General features: G+C 70.9%; 23 protein-coding genes. 10 read left to right on the plus strand and 13 right to left on the minus strand.

The window, feature by feature from the left end:
- Positions 1 to 63 precede the first annotated feature (63 nt).
- Together IPH07_36260 and IPH07_36265 are read right to left on the minus strand one after the other, a co-directional pair.
- Positions 64 to 1,347: an MFS transporter gene (locus IPH07_36260; protein ID MBK6922898.1), complete on the minus strand. Its 1,284-nt coding sequence runs from the start codon at positions 1,345 to 1,347 to the stop codon at positions 64 to 66.
- A gap of 102 nt (positions 1,348 to 1,449) precedes the next feature.
- Positions 1,450 to 2,322: a hypothetical protein gene (locus tag IPH07_36265; protein ID MBK6922899.1), complete on the minus strand. Its 873-nt coding sequence runs from the start codon at positions 2,320 to 2,322 to the stop codon at positions 1,450 to 1,452.
- A gap of 103 nt (positions 2,323 to 2,425) precedes the next feature.
- Here IPH07_36265 and IPH07_36270 point away from each other — a divergent pair, with 103 nt between their 5' ends.
- Both IPH07_36270 and IPH07_36275 read left to right on the plus strand, forming a co-directional pair.
- Positions 2,426 to 3,844, plus strand: a complete 1,419-nt coding sequence (locus IPH07_36270; GenBank protein ID MBK6922900.1) for an alpha/beta hydrolase — start codon at positions 2,426 to 2,428, stop codon at positions 3,842 to 3,844.
- 116 nt (positions 3,845 to 3,960) lie between these two features.
- The gene (locus IPH07_36275) at positions 3,961 to 4,224 is read left to right on the plus strand and encodes a hypothetical protein (protein MBK6922901.1); all 264 of its coding nucleotides are present in this window, start codon (positions 3,961 to 3,963) and stop codon (positions 4,222 to 4,224) included.
- Positions 4,225 to 4,336: 112 nt separating this feature from the next.
- On the opposite strand, the gene IPH07_36280 is transcribed toward IPH07_36275, so the two are convergent.
- Both IPH07_36280 and IPH07_36285 read right to left on the minus strand, forming a co-directional pair.
- Positions 4,337 to 5,905 carry a VWA domain-containing protein gene (locus IPH07_36280; protein ID MBK6922902.1) on the minus strand — a complete coding sequence of 523 codons (1,569 nt, stop codon included), beginning with the start codon at positions 5,903 to 5,905 and terminating at the stop codon, positions 4,337 to 4,339.
- Positions 5,906 to 5,934: 29 nt separating this feature from the next.
- Complete coding sequence (locus tag IPH07_36285; protein ID MBK6922903.1) at positions 5,935 to 7,536, minus strand: hypothetical protein; 1,602 nt, start codon at positions 7,534 to 7,536, stop codon at positions 5,935 to 5,937.
- A gap of 146 nt (positions 7,537 to 7,682) precedes the next feature.
- On the opposite strand from IPH07_36285, the gene IPH07_36290 reads away from it, so the two are divergent.
- The 3 genes from IPH07_36290 to IPH07_36300 are packed head-to-tail and all read left to right on the plus strand — an operon-like array spanning position 7,683 to position 9,013.
- Positions 7,683 to 8,081: a hypothetical protein gene (locus IPH07_36290; protein ID MBK6922904.1), complete on the plus strand. Its 399-nt coding sequence runs from the start codon at positions 7,683 to 7,685 to the stop codon at positions 8,079 to 8,081.
- A gap of 57 nt (positions 8,082 to 8,138) precedes the next feature.
- Positions 8,139 to 8,528: a hypothetical protein gene (locus tag IPH07_36295; GenBank protein ID MBK6922905.1), complete on the plus strand. Its 390-nt coding sequence runs from the start codon at positions 8,139 to 8,141 to the stop codon at positions 8,526 to 8,528.
- On the plus strand, positions 8,525 to 9,013 hold the full coding sequence (locus IPH07_36300) for a hypothetical protein (GenBank protein MBK6922906.1): 489 nt from the start codon (positions 8,525 to 8,527) through the stop codon (positions 9,011 to 9,013). The genes IPH07_36295 and IPH07_36300 overlap by 4 nt, the downstream gene beginning before the upstream one ends.
- On the opposite strand, the gene IPH07_36305 is transcribed toward IPH07_36300, so the two are convergent.
- Positions 9,010 to 11,802: a serine/threonine protein kinase gene (locus tag IPH07_36305; protein ID MBK6922907.1), complete on the minus strand. Its 2,793-nt coding sequence runs from the start codon at positions 11,800 to 11,802 to the stop codon at positions 9,010 to 9,012. The two genes, IPH07_36300 and IPH07_36305, sit on opposite strands and share 4 nt — an antisense overlap.
- 106 nt (positions 11,803 to 11,908) lie before the next feature.
- On the opposite strand from IPH07_36305, the gene IPH07_36310 reads away from it, so the two are divergent.
- Both IPH07_36310 and IPH07_36315 read left to right on the plus strand, forming a co-directional pair.
- A complete protein-coding gene (locus IPH07_36310; protein ID MBK6922908.1) occupies positions 11,909 to 12,538 on the plus strand; it encodes an RNA polymerase sigma factor in 630 nt (209 codons plus the stop codon).
- 96 nt (positions 12,539 to 12,634) lie between these two features.
- Entirely contained in the window at positions 12,635 to 12,838 is a 204-nt protein-coding gene (locus IPH07_36315) for a hypothetical protein (GenBank protein ID MBK6922909.1), read from the plus strand.
- A 46-nt stretch (positions 12,839 to 12,884) separates the two neighbouring features.
- On the opposite strand, the gene IPH07_36320 is transcribed toward IPH07_36315, so the two are convergent.
- Complete coding sequence (locus IPH07_36320; GenBank protein ID MBK6922910.1) at positions 12,885 to 13,457, minus strand: TetR/AcrR family transcriptional regulator; 573 nt, start codon at positions 13,455 to 13,457, stop codon at positions 12,885 to 12,887.
- 263 nt (positions 13,458 to 13,720) lie between these two features.
- On the opposite strand from IPH07_36320, the gene IPH07_36325 reads away from it, so the two are divergent.
- The 3 genes from IPH07_36325 to IPH07_36335 are packed head-to-tail and all read left to right on the plus strand — an operon-like array spanning position 13,721 to position 15,666.
- Positions 13,721 to 14,182, plus strand: a complete 462-nt coding sequence (locus IPH07_36325) for a YeeE/YedE family protein (protein MBK6922911.1) — start codon at positions 13,721 to 13,723, stop codon at positions 14,180 to 14,182.
- Positions 14,179 to 14,613 (plus strand): YeeE/YedE family protein, encoded by a 435-nt coding sequence (locus IPH07_36330; GenBank protein MBK6922912.1) that lies wholly within the window; start codon positions 14,179 to 14,181, stop codon positions 14,611 to 14,613. Before IPH07_36325 ends, IPH07_36330 begins: the two co-directional genes overlap by 4 nt.
- Positions 14,614 to 14,628: 15 nt before the next feature.
- Positions 14,629 to 15,666: a UDP-N-acetylmuramate dehydrogenase gene (locus IPH07_36335; protein ID MBK6922913.1), complete on the plus strand. Its 1,038-nt coding sequence runs from the start codon at positions 14,629 to 14,631 to the stop codon at positions 15,664 to 15,666.
- A gap of 28 nt (positions 15,667 to 15,694) precedes the next feature.
- On the opposite strand, the gene IPH07_36340 is transcribed toward IPH07_36335, so the two are convergent.
- The 7 genes from IPH07_36340 to IPH07_36370 form a co-directional block, all read right to left on the minus strand.
- A complete protein-coding gene (locus tag IPH07_36340; protein ID MBK6922914.1) occupies positions 15,695 to 16,909 on the minus strand; it encodes an aminotransferase class I/II-fold pyridoxal phosphate-dependent enzyme in 1,215 nt (404 codons plus the stop codon).
- A gap of 1 nt (position 16,910) precedes the next feature.
- Positions 16,911 to 18,068 (minus strand): serine/threonine protein kinase, encoded by a 1,158-nt coding sequence (locus IPH07_36345; protein ID MBK6922915.1) that lies wholly within the window; start codon positions 18,066 to 18,068, stop codon positions 16,911 to 16,913.
- A gap of 40 nt (positions 18,069 to 18,108) precedes the next feature.
- Positions 18,109 to 18,822, minus strand: coding sequence for a single-stranded DNA-binding protein (locus IPH07_36350; protein ID MBK6922916.1), 714 nt, complete (start codon positions 18,820 to 18,822; stop codon positions 18,109 to 18,111).
- Between the two features lie 98 nt (positions 18,823 to 18,920).
- Entirely contained in the window at positions 18,921 to 20,111 is a 1,191-nt protein-coding gene (locus IPH07_36355; protein ID MBK6922917.1) for a VWA domain-containing protein, read from the minus strand.
- A 189-nt stretch (positions 20,112 to 20,300) separates the two neighbouring features.
- Complete coding sequence (locus IPH07_36360) at positions 20,301 to 21,035, minus strand: 1-acyl-sn-glycerol-3-phosphate acyltransferase (GenBank protein ID MBK6922918.1); 735 nt, start codon at positions 21,033 to 21,035, stop codon at positions 20,301 to 20,303.
- A 64-nt stretch (positions 21,036 to 21,099) separates the two neighbouring features.
- Positions 21,100 to 24,264: a tetratricopeptide repeat protein gene (locus tag IPH07_36365; GenBank protein MBK6922919.1), complete on the minus strand. Its 3,165-nt coding sequence runs from the start codon at positions 24,262 to 24,264 to the stop codon at positions 21,100 to 21,102.
- A gap of 8 nt (positions 24,265 to 24,272) precedes the next feature.
- On the minus strand, positions 24,273 to 25,115 hold the full coding sequence (locus IPH07_36370; GenBank protein ID MBK6922920.1) for a hypothetical protein: 843 nt from the start codon (positions 25,113 to 25,115) through the stop codon (positions 24,273 to 24,275).
- Positions 25,116 to 25,166 lie beyond the last annotated feature (51 nt).

Below are 25,166 nucleotides of genomic sequence, written 5' to 3' on the forward strand. Positions count from 1 at the left end.
CGCAAACTTCGCGCGGGGCCGCCGAGGGCACCAGGACCCCCACTGCCCGCGTGCGGCAGCCGATCACGCCAGCGCGTCGTCGCGGGTCTCTTCGCCGACGCCGAACGCCAGCAGCACCAACCCGACCAGCGGTGCCGCGGCGACCCAGGTCAGCACGGAGAGCGGGTTCGCACCGCTGCGTACGATCACGCCCACCGCAAAGGGGAACACCGCCGTGATCACGCGGCCGGCGTTGTAGCAGAAGCCGGCTCCGGTGCCGCGCAGTCGCATGGGGAACAGCTCGGGCAGGTAGAAGCTGAACGCGCCGAAGATGCCGAACACCGTCAGCCCCACCGCACCGAGCATGAGCAGGCGATCGATCGCAGCCATGGGCAACCCGAAGGTGGCGAACAGTGCCACCGTGGCGCCGCTGAAGTAGATCGCGAACATCGGGCGTCGACCCCAGCGCAGCGCGATCGGGACGGTGATGAGGGTGCCGATCAGCCCACCGACGTTGAACATGGTGGTGCCGAGGGTGATGAACTCGGTCTTGCGCGCCGCCAGCGTCGCCGCGTCGGTCGAGGTGTCGGCGGCGAGGAAGCTCGCGATGATGGGGATGAACACCGAGCAGCTCCACCACGTGACCAGGGCGATGACCGCCATCGCGAGCCCGCCGAGCGTGCGACGACGCAGCGCCGGTGTGAACAGCTCGCGCAGCTGCGTGCGCCCCGACGGGGTCCAGTGCTCGGGCTCCTTCACGCCCAGGCGGATCAGCATCGCGACGGCGGCGGGGATGAGCCCGGTCAGGAACACCGCGCGCCACGACAGGCCCGGGTCGGCCGCGATCGAGTCGAGCTGGCGGGTGAAGACGTCGTTGACGAAGGTCGCCAAGAACAGCCCGATGGGCGCCGAGGTGTAGAGCAGCGCACCGCCGAGGATGCGCTTGTCCTTCGGCATGGTCTCGGCGACCAGCGATGCGCCGGCAGCCCACTCACCACCGATGCCGAGGCTGGCGACCAGGCGGAAGATCGCCAGCACCCACAGGTTCGGCGCGAAGGCACAGGCCGCGGTGCCGAGCGCGTAGGTCAGCATCGTCAGCAGCAGCGTGCGGGTGCGGCCGAGGCGATCGGTGAGCTTGCCGAACAACACGCCGCCGAGCGCCCAGCCGAGCAGCAGCAGGCTCGACAACGCGGCGGTCCAGAACATCGTGTCGGCCTTGGCCGCGGGATCGGCGGGGTCGTAGCCCAGCAAGTTGGGCACGCAGATCGGCGCGACGTAGTTGAACAGCAGGCCGTCGAAGACATCGAAGCCCCAGCCCAGCCACGCCGCTGCGAGCACGAGCCATTGATAGCGGGTGAGACCGAGCACGCCGAGGCGTCGACGCTAACAGTCTGCGCCTCGGCTGGGCAACACGTCCGCGGTCGTCGCTCGCGAGCGGGGCCGCGGGCGGGCGCTCGGCGAGCGCCCGCGTCAGCCGCTGCAGCCGTCGCCGCTGCAGGTCTTCTTGCACGTGGCGCCGCTGCAGTCGCGCTTGCAGTTGCCGCCCGAGCAGCCGAGATCACAGCTCGAGCCGGCCTTGCAGGCCTGCGTGCAGTTGCCACCCGAGCACTCGAACTGACAGCTGGCCTTGGCGCCGCAGGACTGCTTGCAGTTGCCGCCCGAGCACGTGAACTTGCACGAGCCGGAGTCGGCGCAGTTCTGTGCGCAGCCACCACTCGAGCAGCCGCCCGACTTGGCGCTACCGGCCGAGCCACCGGCCGAGCCACCGGCCGAGCCACCGGGAACCTTCACGCCGGGCACCTCGATGCCGCCCGGTCCGACCTTGACCCCGCCGACCTCGACGCCCTTGTCGGTGACCTTCGCGTCGCCGGCCACCACCTCGCCCTTGGCGCCGTCGACCTTCACGGTGCCACCGGCACCGCTGACCTCGACCTTGTCCTTGCCCGCTTCGATCTCGGCGCCACCGGCTGCGACCTTCGCGTTGCCTGCGGCATCGACCGACGCCACGCCGTTGACCTTCACGTTGCCGTTGGCGTCGACGTCGACGCCGACCTCACCGGCCTTGACGCCGTCCTTGGAGACCTCGACACCCGGCGCCACGACGCCGTCCTTGGAGACCTCGACACCCGGCGCCTTGACGCCGTCCTTGGAGACCTCGACGCCCGGCGCCTTGACGCCGTCCTTGGAGACCTCGACGCCTCCAGCCTTGATCTCACCCTTCTGGGTGTTGTCACAGGCGGCAAAGACGATGGTCGCAGCGATGAGGGAGGCAAGCGTGGTTCGAAGCATGGTGAAGACCTCTCGGGTGATGGCGCCGCCGATGGTACCGTCGGCGCCGTTCATGGGATACACGATGACGCGTGCGAATCATGCGGGGGCGGGTGCAGGCCTGCGCGCGGGGTCACAGCCAGACGCCGGTGCGCAGCGAATCGTGCACGGACTCGGCGTGCTCGCGGCAAGCCTCGCGCTGGGCTGCGCGACCCCGAGCGAGGCTGGCGAGGGCTCGTCGAGCGAGGGCTCGACCACCCGCGACACCGTCACGACGGTGACGCCGACCACCTCGGGCTCGGGCGCGACCGCGACCGGCAGCGACGACAGTGCTGGTAGCACGGTGTCCGGCCCCGCCGAGTCCGGCGACGGCAGCAGCACCGGCGACGCGCCGGCGGCCGATGCCTGTGCGGCGTACGACGAGTTCGCCCAGGCCCTCGCGGGCGACCCCGACGACGCCGCGCGGGACGATCGCCAAGACGAGTTCCTGCGCACGATGTGGCGCTCGGACGAGGGCCTGCCGATCCGCTGCGACGGTCGCATGATCGTGCTGTTCGCCGACGACGGGGCCGGTGCGTGGTCGGTGACCGGCGACTTCGCCGATTGGGATCCACGCGCGCACCCGCTGCAGCCGCTGGTCGAAGGCTACGGACTGCTCGTGGCCGAGCTCGCGATCGAGGAGCCGCTGGCCCCGTCGCTCTACAAGCTCGTGCGCGACGGCACCGAGTACGTCGCCGATCCGTGGGCGCGTCGCTTCGGCTGGGACGAGTTCGGTGAGTACTCGCTCACGTCGGCGCGCGCCGACGCCTCGCACCTCGAGCGCTACCCTGCGTTCGACGACGCGCTCGCCTCGCTGCAGCCCCGCCGGGTGGTGGTGTACGTGCCCGCCGGCGCGTCGTCGCGCTCGGCGTTGCCGGTGCTGTACATGCACGACGGCCAGAACCTCTTCGCCCCCGACGCGCCCTACGGCGGCTGGCAGGTGGGCGCAGCGATCGACGCGGCGATCGAGGGCGGCGTCATGCCGCCGGCGTTGGTGGTCGCGATCGACAACACCAGCGATCGCTTCGACGAGTACGGTCCGAGCGTCGACGACCTCGGCCAAGGGCCGGTCGGTGGGCGTGCCGACGAGTACGCCGACTTCCTCGTCGACGGTGTGATCCCGTTCGTCGACGCCCGCTACCCCACCGCCGCCGATCGAGCCTCACGGGCGGTGCTCGGCTCGAGCATGGGCGGGCTCGTGAGCCTGTACATCGCGTGGCGACACCCGGAGGTCTTCGGGGCCGCGGGCTCGATGTCGGGCACGCTCGAGTGGGGGCAGATCGGTGCCGACAACGATCGCGTGCTCGATCTCTACGAGGCCACGCCGCCCGACGACGTGTGGATCTACCTCGACAGCGGCGGCAACCCGCCGTGCCCCGGTGGCAGCGACAACTACTGCGTCACGGTGGAGATGCGCGACGCGCTGGTGGGGCTGGGATGGACCGAGGGCGAGCGCCTGGCGTGGCTGCACGCCCCCGGTGCGACCCACGACGAGGCCGCCTGGGCGGCACGGATGCCGGGCTTCTTGGCCTTGCTGGGCCCACAGTGGGCCAACTGATGCGCCCGTGCGCACGCGGGCGGTCAACCGCATGCGTGCCGGCGACTGGACAGAACCAACGCTCTACGCCAAGCTCGGGTCAGCCCAACGGTTCGGGCGACGAGGAAGAGACACGCATGGCAAATCTCAAGCACATCGCAGCGACGCTCGCCATCCTGGGTTCCGGCGCGCTGGTGTTCACCGGTTGCGAGAAGAAGGGCGAGGCCACGGAGACCCCCGGCGGTGCCGGCGGTGACGATGCTGCGGCTGGCGGCGATGCTGCGGGTGGTGGCGATGCTGCCGACGCAGGTGGCGACGCCGCTGGCGGCGATGCGGCCGAGGCCAAGTGCGGCGAAGGCCACACCGAAGAAGGTCACTGCGGCGCCGACGGCGAGGGCTGAAGTCCCTTTGCCTCGAGCTGCGGCCCCCTTGGGCCCGCACGACGAAGCCCTCGCGGTCATCGACCCCGAGGGCTTCGGCATTTCTTGGGTCGCGACGGCTCGTGCGGCGGCGTCAGTCCTGCGGCCACGGGTCGGGCGGGTTCTTGGTCGGCGCCGGATCGGCAGCACCGCGGGCGCGTAGGTTGTCGATGAACTTCTGCACGTAGCGCAGATCGTCTTCGATGTCGTCGTCGTCGTTGCGCGCGAGCCAGCCCTGCACCGACTCCGCCAGCGGCAGCAGCACCGCGAGCGCCCCGGCGTCGTCGCCCCACGCGGCGCGCTCGCTCGCCAGCTGGAACCCCGCGAACACGTTGAGCATGACGAAGGCCTTCTCGACCGCGCTGCCGTCGAAGCGACCGCCCTCCGGCGTCTCGCCCGGCGCCAGCGTGCTGGTGATGGGGAACTCCTGCGCACGTGTCTCGCCGGACACGGGCTCGACGTAGCTGAGCGCGAGCCGGCCGACCGTGCCGACGTTGCTGCTCGCGCTTGCCAGGTGCGGCACCAGCTCGGCGATGATGGCCCCGCCGCCGCCGCGACGGCCGTTCTCGTGATCCGCAGTGGTGGTGCGGTGGGCGATCTGCACGTTCGGGATCGAGATCGCCGCGCTATTGCCGTCGAGCTCGAAGCGCTTGGTGCCGTACATCGCCCGCAGCGTGTAGCCGGGCTCGATGTCGACGTCGATGCGAAGGTCGCGGGCCAACGGCACGAGGAACGTGTTGACCTCCTCCTCGAAGACCTCTCGCACGGCGGCGGGATCCTCGAGGTAGTAGAACGCGCCGCCGCCGGACTCCGACAACCGCCGCATCAACACCGGGTCGAAGTCCTCGCCGATGCCGACCGTGGTCAGCGAGTGGCCGAGCTCGTTGTAGCCCGCGCTCATGGCGACGATCTTCGACGTGCTCGTGATCCCCGCGGTGGCCTCGCCGTCGGACAGCAGCACCACGCGGCTCTGGCGGCCCTCAGCGGTGGCCGCGGCCACGCGCTCGTAGCCCACGCGCAAGCCGTCGTAGATGTTGGTCTTGCCGTCGGCGGCGAGCGCCTCGATCGCGAGCTGGAGATCGGCGGTCGCATCGCCCGCGGCGCCGTCGAGCAGCACCTCGGCGCCGTTGTCGAACGCCACCAGCCACACGCGATCCTCGGGCGCGAGATCGTCGAGCATGCGCAGCAGGCCCTCGCGAACGTACTCGATGGGCTCGCCGATCATCGAGCCGCTGGTGTCGATCACGAACGCGATGTCGAGCGGTGGCCGCTCGAAGGTCGAGGGGTCGACGTCGGTGTTCATGCCCAACATCACGGTCGTGCAGTTGCTGCCGTTGATCATGTTGCCCATCACGCCGAGCTGGCCGTGCAGGCACACGTCGTTGCCGCAGGTCGCCGCCGGCAGCTCGATCTTGTGTTCGTTGAAGAAGCCGACGTCGTCGAGGGTCTGCGGGCCGGGAATCCCGCCGGCGTCGAGGATCGAGCGGAACTGTCCGAAGTCCTGCGCGCCGCCCTGACCGACGCCGGGCCCGTTCTCACCGCCGCCGTCGCCGGCGAGCGATGCGTCCTCCGAAGATGCGCTGCATCCGACCAGCGCGGTGAGGCCGGCGACGAGCGAGAGTCCGAGCAAGGTCGAAGCGCGATGGGTGTGTCGTGCAAGCATGATGGTCTCCATTCCGTGCGCGAGCGGGTTCACTGCGCGGCACCTTCGAGCAAGACGGCGAGTTCGAGATCGGTGCCGAGCAGGTCGGGCCCCGCGGCGCAGCTGGTCGCGAGCGCCACCCGATCCTGGGCGTGGGCCAGCACGAGCGTCGCGCGCGTCCCGTCGCTGCCGGTGAGCGTCGTGGGAGCGTCGCCGAGCGGCACCTGCGACGCGGGATAGACACCGCCGCCGGCCCAGAGGCTGACCGTGCGGCCCACCGCACCGCAGGCATCGACCGAGAGCTCGCAGCCGTACACCGGCACCGCCGACAGCTGCAGCGCGCCGAGCTCGGGCAGGCTGCGGCCGCGGCTGACCCACAGCGCGCGGCTCGGCGCGGCCGGGGTGAGATCTTCGCCGAGCAGCTCGATGACCAACGAGGTGTTGTCCAAGCCGTAGTCGCTGCGGATCGCGATGCGCTCGTCGGCCGCGAAGGGGAACGCCAGCGCAGTCGGCATGCACAGGTACATGCGGTGGTCCTGCTCGCTGGCGAGCTCCTCGAGGTCGATCGCGGTGCAACCGTCGACGCCGGGCGTGACCGCGGCGACGCGGAAGCTGCCGGCGACGTGCTCGTCGCCCCAGTCGACGCGATCGGCATCGTCGGGCGCCGCACACTCGCCGGTTGGTTCCTCGACCTCGTTCGAGCGCAGGAACAACACCTCGTCGCGGGCGTCGTAGTGACCGCGGTCGTCGCCGTCGAGGGACAGCGACACCCAGCCGGGGCTCAGCTCGTCGAGTCCGAGACCCTCGATCTGGTGCTGCGAGATCTCGCCGTCGCGCCAGAACAGCACCGCGGGGGCGAAGCCGTCGGCGTCGATCCGCGCGGCATAGCAGGTCTGCTCGCCCTCGAAGTGGTCGATGACCGTGAGGTTGGCGTCGACCGGCACCGTCCACGACTGCACGTCGCCGAACAGCGCGTCGCTCAGCAGTCGCGCCGGGTCCTCGGCGACTTGGTCGCAGTCGACGAGTACGTCGTCGGCGAGGCGTCGGATGTGAACGACCATCTCCTCGCCGGTCGCGTTGTGCAGCCACACGTCGCCCTCGATGCTCGGCAGCCACTCGGGGAATGGCTCGGTCTCGGGCCCCGGCTGCGAGGTCGCCACCGAGCACAGCAGGCCGACGGCGGCGGCACCGGCCTCTGCGCTGCGGCGCGCCAGCCGAGCGGGCGCGGTGGTCGTCGCGGCACCGAGCACGCGAAGCGAGAGCCACAGTACGGGCAGCGCCACGAGGTCGGTGGGATCGGAGGTGATCCGCCAGGGGAATCCGAAGCCGGCCATCAGCGACGACCACAGCTCGGCGAACGGCAACGACAGCTGGATCGCGGTGAAGACCACGCCGACGGCGACGTGTGCCGCAAACCAGCCCCGGCGCGAGCGCACCGTCAGCGCGGTCGCCAGCAGCGCGGGCGCAATCGCCAGACCGGCGAAGTCGCTGAGCTTGCCGGTGACCGCATCGGGCAGCAGGCCAGCGAACTTCAGCCACTGATCATTGACGGCCAGCAGCACCAAGGAGGCGAGCCACAGCGGGTGCAGCAACGCGCGTTGCGGCGCCAGGGAGTGGGCCGAGGCTTCGGACGAGGCGGGGTGGACGGGCATGGCGGGTCTCTTCCGGAGGGGGTAGTGCCCGCCGTGGGTCCGACGATCGCGGGGCCATGCACTCCGTTCGTGATCCGCGACAAACCGCCCACAGCGACCTTCGCAAGCACGGGCGCACCGGGCGAGCGGGCGCTATGCTGAGGGCCATGGCCTGCTTGCGGATGCGTGGAGTGGCGGTGGTGCTGGCGATCGGCTCGGCCGCCGCTTGCTCCTATGCCGCGGACTCCGGGGGTGGCGACGACTACCGCGATCCCTACATGGACGAGCCGTTGCCGCCGAACTGCCGCGACACCGACGCGACCACCGGCAGCGGCAGCACCGGCGTCTGCGGCGACACCGAGGCTGCGCAGGACGAGTGCGAGCGCAGCAGCGACTGTGCCGATGGGCTCGCGTGTCTCAGCGACTTCGACGGCGATCGCTCGCCGTTCCAGTGTGTCCCGCAGTGCGTGGCCACGGCGGATGAAGATCGCTGGTGCACCGACGACCTCTCGTGCTGCGATCCCGCGGCGCACTGCTCACCGCGCGGCTACTGCTTGCTCGATTGACGCTGCACCATCTTGGAGACCAAAGACGCGATGACGACTCATCTGAAACGAGCGACGATGCTCTGCGCTGCACTCGTGCTCGGCGGCTGTGGTGCCTCGAGCGACGAGCTCTCGGCGGGCGAGGGCTACATGCCCGAGGACCTCCCGCCGTGGACCTGCGACACCGACGCGAGCTCGGGTGGCGGGAGCGAGAGCGGCTGTGGCGATGGCACCGGCGACGTCGACCAGTGCCAGGGCGCGGGGGGCTGCGAGGTGGGCTACTGCGTCGCATCCTTCGATGGCGACATCGGCGTGTTCGAGTGTCGGCCATCGTGCATCGAGTCGATGGACGAGACGCAGTGGTGTGCCGACGCGTCGGCGTGTTGCGACCCGGCCGCCACGTGCGAGCGCGGCTACTGCATCAGCGACGCTGCCGGCGCGAGCTCGAGCACGGGGGACGCACCATGACGCGGGTCCAGGCCCTCATGTCGTTCGTGTTCGCGGCGTCGCTGGGCTGCGAGCCCGACGAGCCGCCAGGCCCCGGCACCACCGGTGGGCCCACGAGTTCCGCGACCACCGAGGCCGACTCGAGTACGACCGGCGCCCACGCCACCAGTGACGGCGGCGACGCGACCACGGGTGTCGACGTGTGTCACGGCACCAGCTTCTGCGGCGCGGGCTTCTGCGTGGCGCCCTACGCCGACAACGATCGCGGGAGCTTCGATTGCGTCGATGCATGCGTCGGCCCCGACGACGAGTCCCATTGGTGCTACGACGACGCGGCGTGCTGCGATCCGACCGCCGTGTGCACCATCCGCGGCTACTGCGTGGTGCCGGGTGATTCGTCCAGCAGCGACGGCAGCAGCGGGAGCGACGGCAGCGGCAGCGGCAGCGGCAGCGGCAGCGGCAGCGGCAGCGGCGGCGGCAGCGGCAGCAGCAGCGGCGGGGTCTAGCCCGCCGGCAGGTGTTCGAGCGCCGCGAGCGAGTCGACCAACATCGCGAGCACCTGGATGTCGCGCCCGAGCTGGCGATCGGTGGCGGTGGCGTCCTCTTTCGCGACGCGATCGGCGATCACCGGGCGCGCCTGCTCGAGCAGCTCCCGCGCGCGCGCACGATCGCTACCGACCAACGCCCGCGCGAGGTTGATCCTGGCGGCGGCGACCAGCGCAGGATCGCTGTCGGCGGCGAGCTCGATGTCGAGGCGCCGCGTGAACATCTCGGCCGCCAGCTTGGCCTCGCCGTTGCGAACCGCGGCGTTGCCCAGCGCGCTGTAGTAGTCGACCACCTCGATGGCTTGATGGGGCGCAGCGAGGCGGCGCTCCAGTGCGAGCGCGTACTGAGCCTGGGCCTGGCCGTACTCGCGGGCGTCGTAGAGCGCGCGGCCGAGGTTGAAGTGCGCCTGCGCGAGCGAAGGCTGATTGGGATCGTTGTGCTCGCGGATCGACACCGAGCGACGCAGCAGCGCGATCGCCTCCGTGGTGTGTCCGCGCTGGGCGACCACGATCGCGAGGTTCGACAGCGTCACCGCGACGACGGGGTGCTCGTCGCCGAGCACGCGCTCGAGGCCCGCCACCGCGCGACGATGCATGGTCTCGGCCTCTGCGAGCGCGGCATCACCAGCATCGGGCAGGGCGCCGAGCGTGGTGGCGAGATTCGACATCGCGCGCAGCGTCGCCGGGTGTTCGTCGCCGAGCAGCCGCGCAGTGGCGTCGAGCGCAGCGCGTTGGTGCTCGAGCGCGAGCTCGAAGCGCTTGGCCTTGCGCGCCGAGGTGCCGAGCGCGGCGTCGAGCTGCGCGCGCATCAGTGCGTCGGCACCGATGATCTTGAGCGCGGAGCCGGCACCCTCGCCCAGCGCTTGGGCCTCGGCGAAGCGAGTGCCATCGAGGCCGACCACGAACACGAGGTGGGTCAGCGCCTGGGCACGCGTGGCGTGATCGTCGGCGAGCTCGGCCCGTGCGACCGCGCTGCGAAGGGTTCGCTCGGCCTCACGCCACTTGGACTCCGCGGCCTCGTTCTGGCCGCGCACCAGCAGCGCCGCGGCCTCCAACGCCGGGTCGTCGAGCTCGGTGGCGATGTCGACGACGCCCTGCGCGGTGGCGATCGCCTCGCGGTAGTGGCCGACCGCGCCGCTGGCGGTCGCGCGCGCGAGCTCGGCGCGCGCGGTCGCGGCCCGCGTGCGGGAGCCGGGATCGCTGGGCTCCCGATAGGCCGCGAGCCGCCGCGGGTCGCCGCACACCGTCGGGCTCGGCAGCCGCGCGACCGCGTCGACCGCCTGCAGCGCGATGCCGGCGTCGGCGCGCGCGAGCAGCTCCACCATTGCGCCCAGCTCGGCGGCGCGGTCGTCGAGGCAGCGGCCGCGTCGACCGTCATCGGCCGCGTTCGCGACCGCGGCGGCTGCACACGCGGCGGTCGCTTGCTCGGTCCAGGCCTGCGCGTCGGCGTCGAGCAGCCGCTCCACGCTGGTCCACGCGTGCTCCGCGAAGGGGGTGCCGGTGGCGGTCAGGGCCGCGTGCACCCGCTTGCGCGCCGCCGCGTCCCACTGCGCCTCGATGCGCTGTCCGTCCTGCGCGCAGCGATCCCCCACCGAAGGATCGTCGGTCGCGAGCATCGTCGCCACGCTGGCCGCGCCCGCGATCGCGAGCACCCCCAGCCCACGCCGCCAGTGGCGAGCGGGGTCGCGGCGCAGCGCCGCCAGGAGGTCGTCCATGTGCGCGAAGCGGGCCGCGGGATCGCGGGCGAGTGCGCGGCGCAGCGCCAACTCGATGAAGCGCGGCACACCGCGGGGATCGTCGGGCGCAGTCATGCGACCCTCGAGCACCGCCCCCGCGAGCGCCTGCACCGTGCTGGCGACGAACGGGCGGCGACCGTAGAGCGCCTCGAACAGGGCCACCGCGAACGAGAACTGATCCGAGCGCTCGTCGGCGGCGCGGCCCAGCCACTGCTCGGGACTCATGTATGCCGGCGTGCCCATCAGCGCGCCCGTCCGCGTCAGCGGGGTCTGGATCGTCTCGGGGAGCTCGCCCTCGGGGATCGACGGCGCGGGCTCGACGAGCGTCTCGCCCGAGGCCCGCGCCAACCCGAAGTCCACCACCCGCACGCGTCCATCGCGGCCGACCAGGACGTTGTCGGGCTTGAAGTCGCGGTGCACGACCCCCGCATGGTGGGCCGCCGCGATGCCGTCACCCGCCGCGAGGAAGGCGGCCAGCACCTCTCGCCACCCGCGGGACTGTTCACCCAGCCAGGTACCGAGCGTCGCGCCCTCCACGAACTCCATCGCCACGAAGACCTGGTCGTCGAAGCTGCCGACCTCGTGGACCGCAATCACGTTCGGGTGGTTGATGCGGGCGATGGCCTGGGCCTCGCGCTGCAGTCGGGCCTGACCGACGGTGCCGCTGCGACCCAGGAGGTCGGGCCGCAGCAGCTTGATCGCGACCCGACGCTCGAGCTCGGGGTCCCACGCCGCCAGTACGACCCCCATGCCGCCACCCCCGAGGCGGTCGAGCACGCGGAAGCGGCCGATCGCGCTCGGCGTGTCCCGCTCGGCCTGGGCGCGCGCGCCGGGGCCGTCCGGCACCGCGGTGGGCTCGTCGCCGAAGATCCGCGCGAACGCCCGCGCCCGGATCTCGTCGCGGCCCTCCACCTGCGGCGCGGGCCCGAGGCCGGGATCGTCGACGGGATCGCCGCGCTCGTCGGGGACCGCCGCGTCGCCGTGCGCCGCGCCGTCAGGGGGTGTGGCGCCCATCGGCGGAGCCGATCATGGCCCGGCGGTCCGGCCCTGCGCAAATCGACGCCCGACCGCCGGCGCGCGGGCCTGATAGGCTCGTCGGGGAAACGGGCGAGGACGGAGCGTGGGGTCGGACATCGAGCTGCTCGAGGCCTGGCGTGCGGGCGACCGCAGCGCCGGCAGCACGCTCTTCGAGCGCCACTTCGACAGCATCTGCCGCTTCTTCGCCAACAAGGTCGATCGCGACGTCGACGACCTGGTCCAGAAGACCTTCATCGCGTGCGTCGAGGGCAAGGAGCGCTTCCGAGGGCACTCGAGCTTCCGCACCTACCTCTTCGGCGTCGCCCACAACGTGCTGCGCTCGACCCTGCGCACGCGCAAGCGTGAGTCCGATCGCCTCGACTTCGGTGTGACCTCGGTGTTCGACCTGGGTTTGTCGCCCACGCGCTTGCTGGCGACGGGCGGTGAGCAGATGCTCATGCTGCAGGCCCTGCGGCGCATCCCCGTGGAGCACCAGCTCGTGCTCGAGCTGTACTACTGGGAGGATCTCGAGGCCAGCGAGCTGGCCGAGGTGCTCGAGCTGCCCGAGGGCACGGTGCGCAGCCGCATCCGCCGCGCCAAGCAGTTGCTCGAAGAACAGCTGCGCGCGCTGTCCAGCGGTGACGCGGTGCTCGAGAGCACGCTGTCGGACCTCGACAGCTGGGCGCGCTCGCTTCGCGCCAAGGTGCTCGCCACCCCCGCGCCGACGAAGTGATGCCGACGAAGGCCTTCGCTCGCGCGCGTCGGAGTACGCGAGCAACTTGTCGAGTCACGCGCGTTCGTGCATAAGGATTGAACACGGCGTCGCACGATGTTCGCGGTCTTCAAGTTCGTGATGTACACCGGCGTGGTCATGGGCCTCGCCGGTTTTGCGATGTCGAACCTGCACGACGTGCAGGCGATCGCCGGGCTGCCGCCGATCACCAAGCAGGTGCTGTCGTTCGGCGGGCTCGGCCTGATCGTCATCGGCCTCATCGGCCGGACGGCGACGCGGCCCAACGACGGCGGCTTCTAGCCGGTTGGCGCGTGACGGCGCGTGACGGCGCGACCGGTCGCGCTGCTCAGCGAACTTCGAAGCCGCGGATGAAGCCGACCGCGAACGCCTGCACGAAGGCATCGCGATCCGCGACCGGGAACACCGGGTGGTGCTCGCTGATGCGGCCACCGAGGATCAAGGTCGAGAGACCGTGGTTGGCGGCCCACATCATGAACGGGGCGGTCTGCACGTCGACGTCGGCGCGCAGACGTCCCGCGGCGATCGCCTCTTGGAACGCGCGCACCGTGCGGAGGTTGCTCGAGAGCAGGCGGTCGCGCTCGGCGTCCGTGAACGTGCGCCAGTCGATCTCGTCGCCTTGGAACATCAGGCGGTACAGCCACGGGTTCTCGCACGCCCACCGCACGTAGCGCACCGACTCGTCGACCAGGCGCGCGACCGGATCGACGAGGTCGTGCGCGGGCGCGAGGTGGAGCGCGAGTCGATCGGCACCCCACAGGTTGAGGCCGCGCAGGATCGACGGCTTGCCGTCGTAGTGCTGGTACAGCGCCGTGACGCTCAGGCCCAGTCGCGATGCGATCGCCCGCATCGTGAGGCCGTCTTCGCCGAACTCGGTGCCGATCTCGAGGCTGGCCCGCAAGATGGCGTCCCGCAGGTCTGGCCGCGACCGCTCTTCGTTTGGCTTGCCCGTACCGTCCATGGATATCGATCGACGGTAGCACCCTCACGCGGTGCGGCTGGACGGAATTTCATCGGGCTGCGCGGTCCAGCCGCACCCGCGCCACCGCGCTGGGGATCGTTGCCCCGTGCGCGGATCGTCAGTTCGCTTCCGCCCGGCGTGGGCATCGCCGCGCACGCGATGCTATACCGCTGGCGAAGCCCCACCACATGCTGCTCGCGACATTGACCTCGAGATGGCCGTTCTGGGCCGGCGGAATTGCGATCGGGCTGTTCGTGCTCGCGTTGCTCTTCGCGACGCACAACTTGCTCGGAGTCTCGTCGGGTTTTGCGGACGCCTGTTCGGCGCCCTTCGATGCCCGCGTGCGTCGCTCGTGGCGGTTGCCGTTCCTGCTCGGGATCGTGCTGGGCGGTTTCGTGGTGTCGCTGCTGAGCGGGACGTTCTCGCTCACCACGTCGATGGGGATGTTCGATGCGCGCGTGACCGATGCCTTCGGACCCAAGGTGCTGTGGTTCGTCGGCGGCGGCGTGTTGCTCGGTTTCGGCTCGCGCCTCGCGAACGGCTGTACCTCGGGGCACGGCATCGTCGGCACGGCACTGCTGGCGAAGTCGTCCTGGCTGGCGACCGCCACCTTCATGGCCGCCGGCTTCCTGGTGACGCACTGGCTGCTCGGAGGTGCCGCATGAGCGGCGGTCGGTTCGAGTGGCGCGTGCTCGGGTTCGGCACCGTGTTCGGGGCGCTGCTCCACCAGGTCGGTGTGACGGACTACGATGCAATCGCGAAGATGTTCCTCTTCGAGGACTTCCACCTCATGGGCGTCATGGCGGTCGCGATGGTCGTCGCGGGGCTCGGCCTCGGCATCGTCCGGCGCGCGCGGACGGGGCCGCTGGCGGCCTACGCCGCAGCGGTGCAGCCCAAGCCGATGAAGCCGGGCCTCTTGATCGGCGCGGCCTTGTTCGGCGCCGGCTGGGCCATCACCGGCACGTGCCCGGGCACCGGGCTGGCGCAGATCGGCGAGGGCAAGATCATGGCGCTGTTCACCGTGCTGGGGATGCTCGTCGGCGCAGGCTTGTACCTGCGCTTCGGTGCCACGCTCGAGCGACACCTGCGACGCTAGGGGTGCTTCGCAACGATGGGCCTGTGCATCGAGACCAACGTCGAGCTGGCGTCGCGCACGACGCTCGAGCTCGGCGGTCCTGCATCGCACTTCGCGAGCGTGCGTGACGAGTCGGCGCTGGTCGAAGCGCTGGCGTGGGCACGCTCGCGCGGCCTCGGCGTGTTCGTGCTGGGCGGCGGCTCCAACGTGCTGGTGCCCGACGGAGGTGTCGACGGCTTGGTGATCGACCTGCAGCTGCGCGGCGTCTCGCTCTCCGACCGCGGCGCGCAGGTCATCGTGCGTGCGGCCGCGGGCGAGCCATGGGACGAGCTGGTCGCACGCAGCTGCGACGCTGGCCTGGTCGGCATCGAGTGCCTCTCGGGCATCCCGGGCCGGGTCGGAGCCACACCGATCCAGAACGTCGGCGCATACGGGCAAGAAGTCGCCGATGTGATCACGCAGGTACGCACGCTCGATCGCGACAGCGGTGCCATCGCCTGGTGGCCGGCGTCGGAGTGTGGCTTCGGCTACCGCGACAGTCGCTTCAAGCGGGCGCCCGCGGCCGCGATCGTGCTCGAGGTCGAGTACGCGCTGCGCCGCGACGTCGCCGTGGTGCCGCGCTACGCCGAGCTGGCGGCCGCGCTGGCCGAGGGCGGTGGGAGCGGCCCCACCGACGCGCGCCGGGTCGTGCTCGCGCTGCGCCGCGCCAAGTCGATGGTCATCGATGCAAGCGACGAGAACCGCCGCAGCGCGGGCTCGTTCTTCACCAACCCCGTGGTCGCGGTCGAGGTCGCCGACGCGGTGTTCGAACGTGCCGGCGAGCCGGGCCCGCGGTGGCCGCAGGCCGACGGCCGCGTGAAGCTGGCGGCGGGCTGGCTCATCGAGCGCGCCGGCTTCACCCGCGGCCTGCGACGCGGCCACGTCGGCATCTCGAGCAAGCACGCGCTCGCGCTCGTGCACCACGGCGGCGGCACCACGGCCGAGCTGCTGGCGCTCGCCGAGGAGATCGTCGGTGCGGTGCGGCAGCGCTTCGGTGTCACGCTCGAGCGCGAACCGGTGCTGCTCGGGGGCTAGAAGCTGCTCGACGGCGGCGCGATCGGGGTCAACCGGTCTTGCTCGTGCGCGCGTCGCCCCGCAGCACGCGGCCGAGGATCGCCGCGCCGCCCTCGACCATCGCGGTGTCGCACGAGTACGCGAAGCGCATCGAGTTCAGCGCGGCGGTGCCAAACGCGTCGCCGGGCGTGTTGCCGACGCCCTCGGCGCACAGCAGCTCGGAGATCGCGTCGGTGTCGGATACGCCCAGGCGCTCGAACAGCGACGGCGCGAGCTCGACCCACAGGAAGAAGGTGCCGCGGGGCTCGAAGACCCGCACGCCGTCGATGCCGACCAGCGCAGCCATGAGCACGTCGCGGCGCTTCTGGTACTCGGCGAGCATGGTCGCGTGATGGCTGCGATCGCCCTGCAGGGCCGCGAGCGCGCCCCACTGCGCGAGGCTGTTGACGCCGTTGATCGTGCAGCGCAGGACCTTCTGCAGCCGCTCCATCAGCTTGGGATCGTGCACCACGAGGGCGCCGACCCGCAGGCCCGCCATCGCGTGGCTCTTCGAGAAGCTGAACACCGTCATCACGCGGTGGGCCCAGTCACCCGCGAGGCTCGCGATCGAGTGGTGCTGGTGCGGCGCGTAGAGCACGTGCTCGTAGGCCTCGTCGGACACGATCCACAGGTCGTGGCGGCGGGCGATGTCGACCAGCGCCAACAACGTCTCGCGCGAGAGCACGGCGCCGGTGGGGTTGTGGGGCGTGTTGACGAAGATCGCCTTGGTGCGCGGCGTGATGCGGCGCTCGACCTCGTCGGGTGCGTACTCGTAGCCCTGCTCGTAGCGCAGTGGCACCGCGACCGCGCGACCGCGGGCGAGGCGGATGTTCTCCACCACCTCGGTCCACATCGGGTCGGGCACGATGACCTCGTCATCGGTGTCGAGCAACGCATGGAACGCGCAGAACAACGCATGCATCGCGCCGTGCGTGACGAACACGTGCTCGGGGCTCGGCACCGCGATGTGGTTCTCCTGCGAGGCCTTGTGTGCCAGCGCAGCGCGCAGCTCGGGGATGCCGGCGTTGGGGATGTAGTGGGTCTTGCCCGCGCGCGCGGCCGCGACCATCGCGTCGATCACGTGGGGTGGCGGCGTGAAGCTCGGGTCGCCGGACTCGAGCCGGTACACGGGCTTGCCCTCCGCCGCGACTCGAAAGAGCCGCTCACGAATCTGCACGATCTTACCCAGCGACAACCCATCGATGACGTGGATGTGTTCGTTCATGTCAGCCAAAGGCGAAGTAGACGATCAAGCCGCCGACCAGGGCCAGGCCCAGGGCTCCCAGCGCCAGCGCGGCCGGCGAGATGCCGTGCTGGGGCTCGTTGTCGATGACCGGCGCGCGGCTGTTGCTCTTGGCGGCTGCGTCGGCCTTCTGTGAGGACGGACCGCGCAGCGCGGCGGCGAACTCCGCCATGCTCTGGTAGCGCTGCTCGGGCTCCTTGGCCATCGCTCGCTTGATCACGCCGTCGACCCAGTCGGGCAGGTCGCGCGCGATGCTGCTGGGCGGACGCGGGGTCTCGTTGAGGTGCTTGTAGATGACGTCGTACTCGTTCTTGCCCGAGAACGGCGGACCTGCGGTGAGCAGCGCGTAGGCGGTCGCGCCCAACGAGTAGATGTCGGCGCGGTGATCGACGTGGCGGCCCTGCGCCTGCTCCGGCGCCATGTAGTCGGGCGTGCCCATCACCACGCCGGTCTGCGTGACGATGCTGTCGGTCGGGTTGGCCAGGCGCGCGATGCCGAAGTCGAGCACCTTGATGAAGTCGTGATCGCCCGCCATGTCGACGCGATAGAAGTTCGCCGGCTTGACGTCGCGGTGGATGATGCCGGTGTCGTGTGCGGCCTGCAGCGCGTCGCACAGCTGGATCATGATGTGCTGCACCCGCGGCCACGGCAGCTTGCCCTGCTTCTTGAGCAGCGTGCCGAGGTCCTCGCCGCCCTCGAGGTACTCCATCACGAAGAACACCGCGCCGTTGGGCGTGGTGCCGAAGTCGGTGACGTCGACGATGTGCTTGCTGCCGACCTGCGTGGCCGCACGGGCCTCGCGACGGAAGCGGCGCACCGCCTCGGGCAGGCGGCACAGCGACGGACGCATGACCTTGACCGCGAGCTTCTTGCCGATCTCGGTGTGTTCGGCGAGGAACACCCAGCCCATCGCGCCTTCGCCGAGCTTGGTCAGCAGCTTGTAGCGATCGGCGAGCACGGTGCCGAGCAGCAGATCGGCCATCGAGCCGATCGGTGGGCGCGTGCGCGGCGGCTCGGTCGCGGGCGGACGTCCGAGGCCCCGCGCCGGCGTGGCCGACGGCCGCAGGTCCATCGTGCGCGGGGCGGTCTGATCGGTCCCGGAGGTCACCGGATCAGGGCTCGGATCGCGCGTGTCGACCATCGCGTAGGGGCAGTCGTACCACGCTTCGTGCGCGGTTGCATCACGCGACGGACACGCCGAGCGCAGCGAGCTGCGCCTCGGCCTTGGCCGCCCAGCCCGAGTTGGCGAGCGGGCTCGCGGGCGAGGGATGCAGGATGGTGCCGCACGGGATCTCGAGCGCGGCCGCGTGGGGCTCGGCGCGCTTGCACGCGAAACCACCGACGCCCACGACCAGGCGCGGACGCAGCACCTCGAGCGCCGCGGCGAGTGCACGGTCGCAGGCGGCGAACAGCGCCGCGCGCTCGTCGGCGGCGAGCTTGTCGGGCGTGCGGTTGCGACCCGAGGCCTCGAGGAACGCGAGCGGGCAGTAGTTCATCACGAAGAATCGCGCGAAGAAGCGCTCGGGCGTGCCGAAGCGATCGCGCGCCCAGCCCCACACGCGCGCGCCCGAGACCTCGGAGCGTGTGCATCCGAAGCCCTCGACCGGTCGGCTCGGATGTTCGCGCGGCGGTCGACCCACCGTGCCCTCGATGCCCATCCACGATCGTACGAGTTCGACCTCGCCGAACGGCACGCCGGTCTGTGCCATGCCGAACGGCCCGGGGTTCATGCCCAGCAGCACCACGCGTCCGGTGCCTTCGCCGAAGCGTCGCAGGTAGGCCTCGTGGGGGGCCTGTGCGTAGCGCAGGGGGTTGTAGACGTGCGTCACCGGCTCGCCGAACTGCAGGCGATCGACGTCCTTGGTGAGCTTGCGTGTGATCGTGACGAGGTCCAACGCGGGCGCGAAGGTACCACGGCGCGCATGCGCTCCAGGGGTCCGCACGATGTCGGTGGCGCGGCCGACCCAGGGCGGGTCGGCCGCGTGGCAGCGCGCTACTTCTCCGGCACGCAGTCGAATGCGGCGTGCATCTCACCGCCGGCGAGGAAGCTGTCGCAGGTGTTGCCGCACAGCTCGACGGAGCCGGCTTCGCCGTAGCGCCAGCCGGTGCCGCCCTCGCAGGTCGCAGAGTACGCCAGCGCGGCGTCGCCGAGCGCGAGGTGGACGCGATCGGGATCGCTGGGCAGGTCGTCGAGCGCGACGCTGCACTGCAGGCCGTCGGCGATCGAGCGCAGCGCGTCGTAGAGCTCGAGCTCGTCGCGGGTGTTGTAGAACGGCTCGTCGCCCGCGGCCGGCACGCCGCCGGCGAGCGCGACCTCGCCGAGTCGCTGCCACGGGTTGGCGACCGGCACGTCGACGGTCTGGTTCACGATGTCGATGCCGACGACGTAGGTGGGGATGCCGTCGGTCTCGTAGATCGAGCGCACCAGCGGCGCGAGCGTCTCGTCGTAGCGGGTGAAGATCTGCGCGTCGGGCACGCCCTGCATGCAGTTGGCGGCGCCGTCGGTGATGAGCACGATGGCGCGCGGCATGCTGGGGTCGAGCATGCGGAGCTCGTCGGCGGCGACCTGGATCGCGGCGGCGGTCGGCGTGCCGCCCCAGATCTGCGTCGAGTCGGCCGCGGGCATCGCCGCGAGGATGTCGTCGGCGTTGCCGCCGGCGACCGCGACGTCGGGCTCGCTCGGCACCAGGCACGCGGTGGCGGCGTCGTTGCTGGTGAGCGTGACGCTCGGGAACATGAGCGCGCCGATTTCCATCGGCGAGTCGTCGAAGTCGGTCACGAGATCACCGACCACGTCGTAGAGGCTGTGCCAGCGGGTGATCTCGGCGGTGGCGGCGACGCCGTCGTGATCCCAGGTGTTGCTCACCATGGAGTTCGACTTGTCGAGCACCAATACGATCTGCGGGCTGGTGGGCGCGACGGCGAGGTCGGTCTCGCCGCACCAGAGCACGCCGTCGTCCCCGCTGTCGCTGTCGCTGTCGCCGCCGCTGTCGCTGTCGCTGCCGCTGTCGCTGTCGTTGCCGTCGCTCGAGTCGCCGCCGACCGAGGTGATGCCGGGGCCAGGGTCGTCCCAGCGTCCATCCGAGCCCTGCGGGTCGTCGCACGCGGCCACCAGCACCGCCGCAGCGACGAGCGCGACGCGGGTGCCGACAGGAGCGTACGTGAACCGTTCGTGGATTCGCATCGTGGGTGCCTTGGTGTGGCCGAGGAGTCGCACGGCCACGTCGGCTTGAGACGCGCGCGAGCGCGGGATGGTTCGTGCGCGATTGAAAGCGGATCGTACGTGTGGAGCCTGCGCGCACGTCGTCGCCGGTGACGGCGCGCTGCGACCCGCGGCGAGATGCCCCGGACCTCGCGGGCGAGTGCCAGTCTGCTACGTCCGCTGCGCGAGCGCCTTGGCGATGGCACCGTGCGCGAGCGCGCGGAGGTCGTCGGCGTCGCGACCGGCGGCGTCGATGGCATCGAGCACCTGCACGCGCAGCCGCGCGCGACCGATCGCGAAGCCGTGCTTGGGCAGCGCAGTGAAGGTGCCCGACAACGCGATCGGGAGCACCGGCAGCCCGGCCTCGACCGCGAGCTCGAACGCGCCGGGCTTGAAGTCCTTCAACGTGCCGCTCTTCGAACGCGTGCCCTCGGGGAACATCATGATCGAGCTACCCGCAGCGAGGTGCTCGCGGCAGCGCGCCAACATCTCGAGCACGCTCTCTCGATCGCCGCGTCGCAGCGGCACGTAGCGGTTGAGGTGCATGTTCCAGCCGATGAACGGCAGTCGGAAGTTCTCGATCTTCGAGACCCACTTGAAGTGGGCGAACAAGCGGTAGAGCACGAAGATGTCGACCAACGAGAGGTGGTTGCTGATCATCACGTAGGTGCGCGCGTCGTCGAGCTTCTCGCGCCCGACCACCTCCACGCTCCACCACGGGTTACACCAGGTGTACAGGCCCGCCCACAGCGTCGTGAAGCGGTGTAGCAGCCACAGGCGACGGTCGAACGGCGCGCTGACGAGGCGGATGAGCGCAGCGATTGGGAACGCCACGATCGCGACGGCGAGCACGAACAGCCAGTAGAGCGTGGAGACGATCGCGGTCACGGCGACGCGCCCGAGCATGCCACGGACCCCACCGCCACTGCGGCGGTCGGGGCCCCTTGGTGCGGGTTCGCGTGGCCGCGATCTACGGGTGCTCGCGGAGCCACTGCTCGATGATGACGAGTTGCTCCGGCCGATCGCCGGGCGCCGCGCGGTGGCCCGCCAGCGCGGCTTGGGCGAGCCCGCGGGCACGCGCCGGATCGCGCGCCACGATCGCGCGGGCGAGCGCGAAGTCGGCGTCGAACTCGTCTTGGCCGAGGCCGAGCGCGTCGGCGAAGATTGCGACGGCGCGTTCGAGCCGTGCGGCGGCTTCGGAGAGGTTGCCGTCGTCGAGATCGAGCTCGCCGAGCAGCAGCAGACTCTGCCCGACCAACGCATCGTCGGAGCCGGCCGCCTGCTCACGGATCGTGAGCGCGGCGCGCTGGTGCTCGCGTGCGCCGGCGCGATCGCCCTGACGCCGCAGGAACTCGCCCAGCAACGTGTGGGCCCGCGCGGTCCCGAACGTGTCTTCGGTGCGTATCGTGATCGCGAGCATCCGCTCGAGCTGCGCGCGTGCGTCGGCCGTAGCGCCCGCGGCCTCACGGGTGCTGGCGACGGCCGGTAGGTAGGTGGTGAGGTCGGGGTGGTCGCTGCCACGCTGCTTCTCGATCACCGCGAGCGCTCGCATGGCGTGGGTCTGTGCCGCCGCCATCTCGCCGAGCGCGAGCTCGAGCTCGGCGAGGTAGCGCAGCGTGGTGGCGACGCGCGCATGATCGGGACCGAGGACCTTCTCGCGCAGCGCCAGCACTCGCAGGTAGTTCGAGCGCGCCTCCTCGGGGTGGCCGAGCCCCTTCGCGACGATTCCGAGGTTCATGATGGCGTTGGCGGTCTCGAGATGCTCGGGGCCGTACTCGCTCTCGTAGACCGATGCCGCGCCCTGGTAGAGCTCGAGCGCCGGAGCGTAGTCGCCGGTCTCGTGATAGGCGACTGCGAGGTTCAGCGCATGACCGGCGGTGCTGGGGTGTCGCTCGCCGAGTGTCCGGCGGGCGATCTCGTGGGCGTGGCCGCACAGCTCGCGCATCTTTCGGTAGTTCGCGGTGGTTCGATAGGTGATGCCGAGGCGACACGATGGGTCCGCGACCGCGGGGTGATCGGAACCGTAGGCGCGTTCGGTCAGCGCGATCGCCTGCTCGAGGTCATGTTGGGCTGCCTTGGGCTGTGCGTTGGCCTCGTGGATTCGCCCTCGCATCGACAGTCGTCGTGCGTCGCGCACATCGTCACGCCCTGGTGCGAGTGCGAGCGCGGTCTCGGCGAGGCGACTCCAGCGCAGGCCTTCGGCATGGAGACTTCGCGAAGCGCCGACCGCAACCGAGAGGTCGATCGCCGCGTCCGCGGCGAGGCCCCACGCGCCGAAGCGCGCGGCCTCGTGGAAGGCGTCCTCGGCGAGTCGCTCGCCCTGCGCCAGTTGGTTGCGCTGGCGGAGCACCCGCGAGGTCGCGAGCCATGCAGCGGCGCGCAGCGGTGGCCACTGCAGTGCGTCCGCGCGCGCCGACACGTCTGCCAGGACTTCGCCGCGAGTTGCCAGCGACCCGCTTCGGGACTCGCGGGCGCGCGCGAGATCGGTGGCGACCGCGAGCACCTCGTCGCGACGGTCGGCATCGGGGGTCGGCATGCGCTCGAGCATCGCGCGGTCGCGACAGGGCTCGTTCGGAGGGAGGGTCGCGGCCGATGGCACCGCTGCGATGACCGCGGCGCCGTCGGCATCGACCAACCCGTCGACCAATGTCGCGAGCTCCGCACGGCGCTCCGCCAGGCACCAGCGCGCGGCCTCGAGCAGCGACGCCGGCAGCTCGTGCTCGACTTCGGCGGCGACGCAGACCTCGCGACCGGCCTGCGACCACGCGTCGACGTAGGCATCGAGCAGTGGTTCGAGCTTGGGTGCGGTCGCCCGCGACAGCGGCGTGCCGAGCTCGTCGAAGCGCGTGCGGATCGTGGCACGTGCGTCGTCGTTCCACACCTGGGCGATCGCAGCGCCTTCACGGTCGCAGGCGTCGATGCGGCGCTCACGGTCGATCGCCGAGGCCCCGTACGCGACCCCGGCGACGGCGAGGACACCGACGGTCGCCGTCATGACCCAGCGACGTCGCGCCCGCGTTCGCCCGCGCTCGAGCACCGACAGCAACGCGTCCATCGATGGCCAGCGCATCGCCTGCTGGCGCGAGAGGCCGCGCAGCAGCGACTGCACCAGCCATCGCGGGGCGTCGATGCCGGCCGGCGGTCGAGCGGGTGCCCCGCGCAGGACCTGGTTCGCCAGCGTGAGCAGCGAGTCGCCGGCGAACGGGCGCACCCCGAACAGAGCCTCCCAGGTCGTGACGCAGAAGGCGAACTGATCGGTGCTCGGATCGATGCCGTGCCCGGCGAACTGCTCGGGCGCCATGTAGGCCGGCGTGCCGAGCAGTGCACCGGTCGCGGTGACGTCGAGGTCGAGCGGGCGAGGCTCATGCGTCTCGTCGCCGGCATTGAGCCCGGCACGATGCTCGGTACTCCGCGCGAGACCGAAGTCGGTGACGCACACGAGGTCTGCGCGATCACGGCGGTCGTCGCCACGCAGCATCACGTTCTCGGGCTTGAAGTCGCGGTGCAAGATGCCGGCAGCGTGGGCGGCCGCGAGCCCGCGGCCCGCCAGCAGCATGATCCGCAGCACCTCCGGCCACCGATGCCGGGTCTGCATCCAACCCCGCAGCGTGGGGCCTTCGACGCGCTCCATCGCGACGAAGATCGCGTCGCCGCTCGTGCCGACGTCGTGCACGGTCACGACATTGGGATGATTGAGCTTCGCGAGCGCTTGGCCCTCGCGCATCAGTCGTGCCGACCCGTCGTCGTCCGATCGCGTCGGCGAGGGCGCGCGTGGCCGCAGCAGCTTGACCGCGACGTTGCGATCGAGCTCGGGATCGTAGGCAGCGTACACGGTTGCCATCGCACCGCGACCGAGCACCTCGAGGATGACGTAGCGACCGAGTCGCGATCCGCGACCGAGCGGTGGGGCGGGTGGCGTCTGCGTCGCCGTGTCGGGGGCCGGTGGGTGTCCGAACAGGCGCTGGTGGACATCGCCGCGCAATCTCGTGAAGTCGAGCGCACCCAGCGGATCGATGCGCATGGACTCGGTCGAATCGAGACCACGTGCTTCGCTGCTCGAAACGTCCGCCACCGAGATGCCGCCAGGATACGCGAGATCGGGTGCGCACGATTGCGGCCGATGGGTGCTGCTCATGGGTCTGCTCATGGGTCTGCGCAGGGAACTTCGGCGCCGACGATCTCGAAGGCCAACTGCACGGGGGCCTCGCCCGGATAGCAGTCTTCGAACGGCATGAACTCGGGGCAGTCCATCAGGTCGAGCTGTTGGGCGTGCGGCGTATCGACGCCATCGAGCGATGTGCGCCAGCCCATCCGCTCCCCGTCCTGCACGACCTCGACGACCGACATCCACGTGCGGCCCGCCGGGGTCAAGACCGGCTCGGCGAGCGTGATGTCGTAGCGATTCTCGTCGCCCTGGAACGGACTCTGGGTGACGGCAGTGGTGGTCTCGCTGAATCGGCGTCGCCCCGGTCCCTCGTCGATGTCATCGTAGAAGTTGACCACCAGCTCGGGCTGCTTCGGCTCGTCGTGCCCCGGGTAGATCCAAGCCAACGCGACCGCGCTGACGCACCAACACGTGCCCTCGGGCACCACGAAGTCGTCCGCCGATTCGTCGTAGTCACCCGTTGCGGGGTCCCACCACGAGAGCAGCGCCAGGTTGAACGACCCGGCGGGCGTGCCGACGTTCTCGAGCGTGGTGAACAACGTCGTCGGGGTGATGCCTTCGCACGATGCCGGGAGCGTACCGGTCGATGTCCCGGTGTCCGTGGCGTCGCCGCTGGTGCTGCCCGACGCGTCGCCCGTGCCGGCGGTGTCGTCGGAGCTGGAGGTGGAGGAGGAGGAACTCGAGGCGCCCGAGCTCTCGGTCTGTGTGGTCGAGCTCTCCTCGGGCGGCGCACCGTCAGGGGCGGTACCCGCGCAGGCGGACGCCAGGCACAGGAAGAGCGAGGTCGTGCGTCGGAGCAACGATGCAATGGAGGTCATCATCGCTTCGAGTGTCCGCGGACGGCCGAGCTGATCACGGGCGCACGTGGGGCG

The organism is Deltaproteobacteria bacterium (genome assembly GCA_016709225.1).
In the GTDB taxonomy this organism is placed as follows: domain Bacteria; phylum Myxococcota_A; class Polyangia; order Nannocystales; family Nannocystaceae; genus Xiheibacterium; species Xiheibacterium phototrophicum.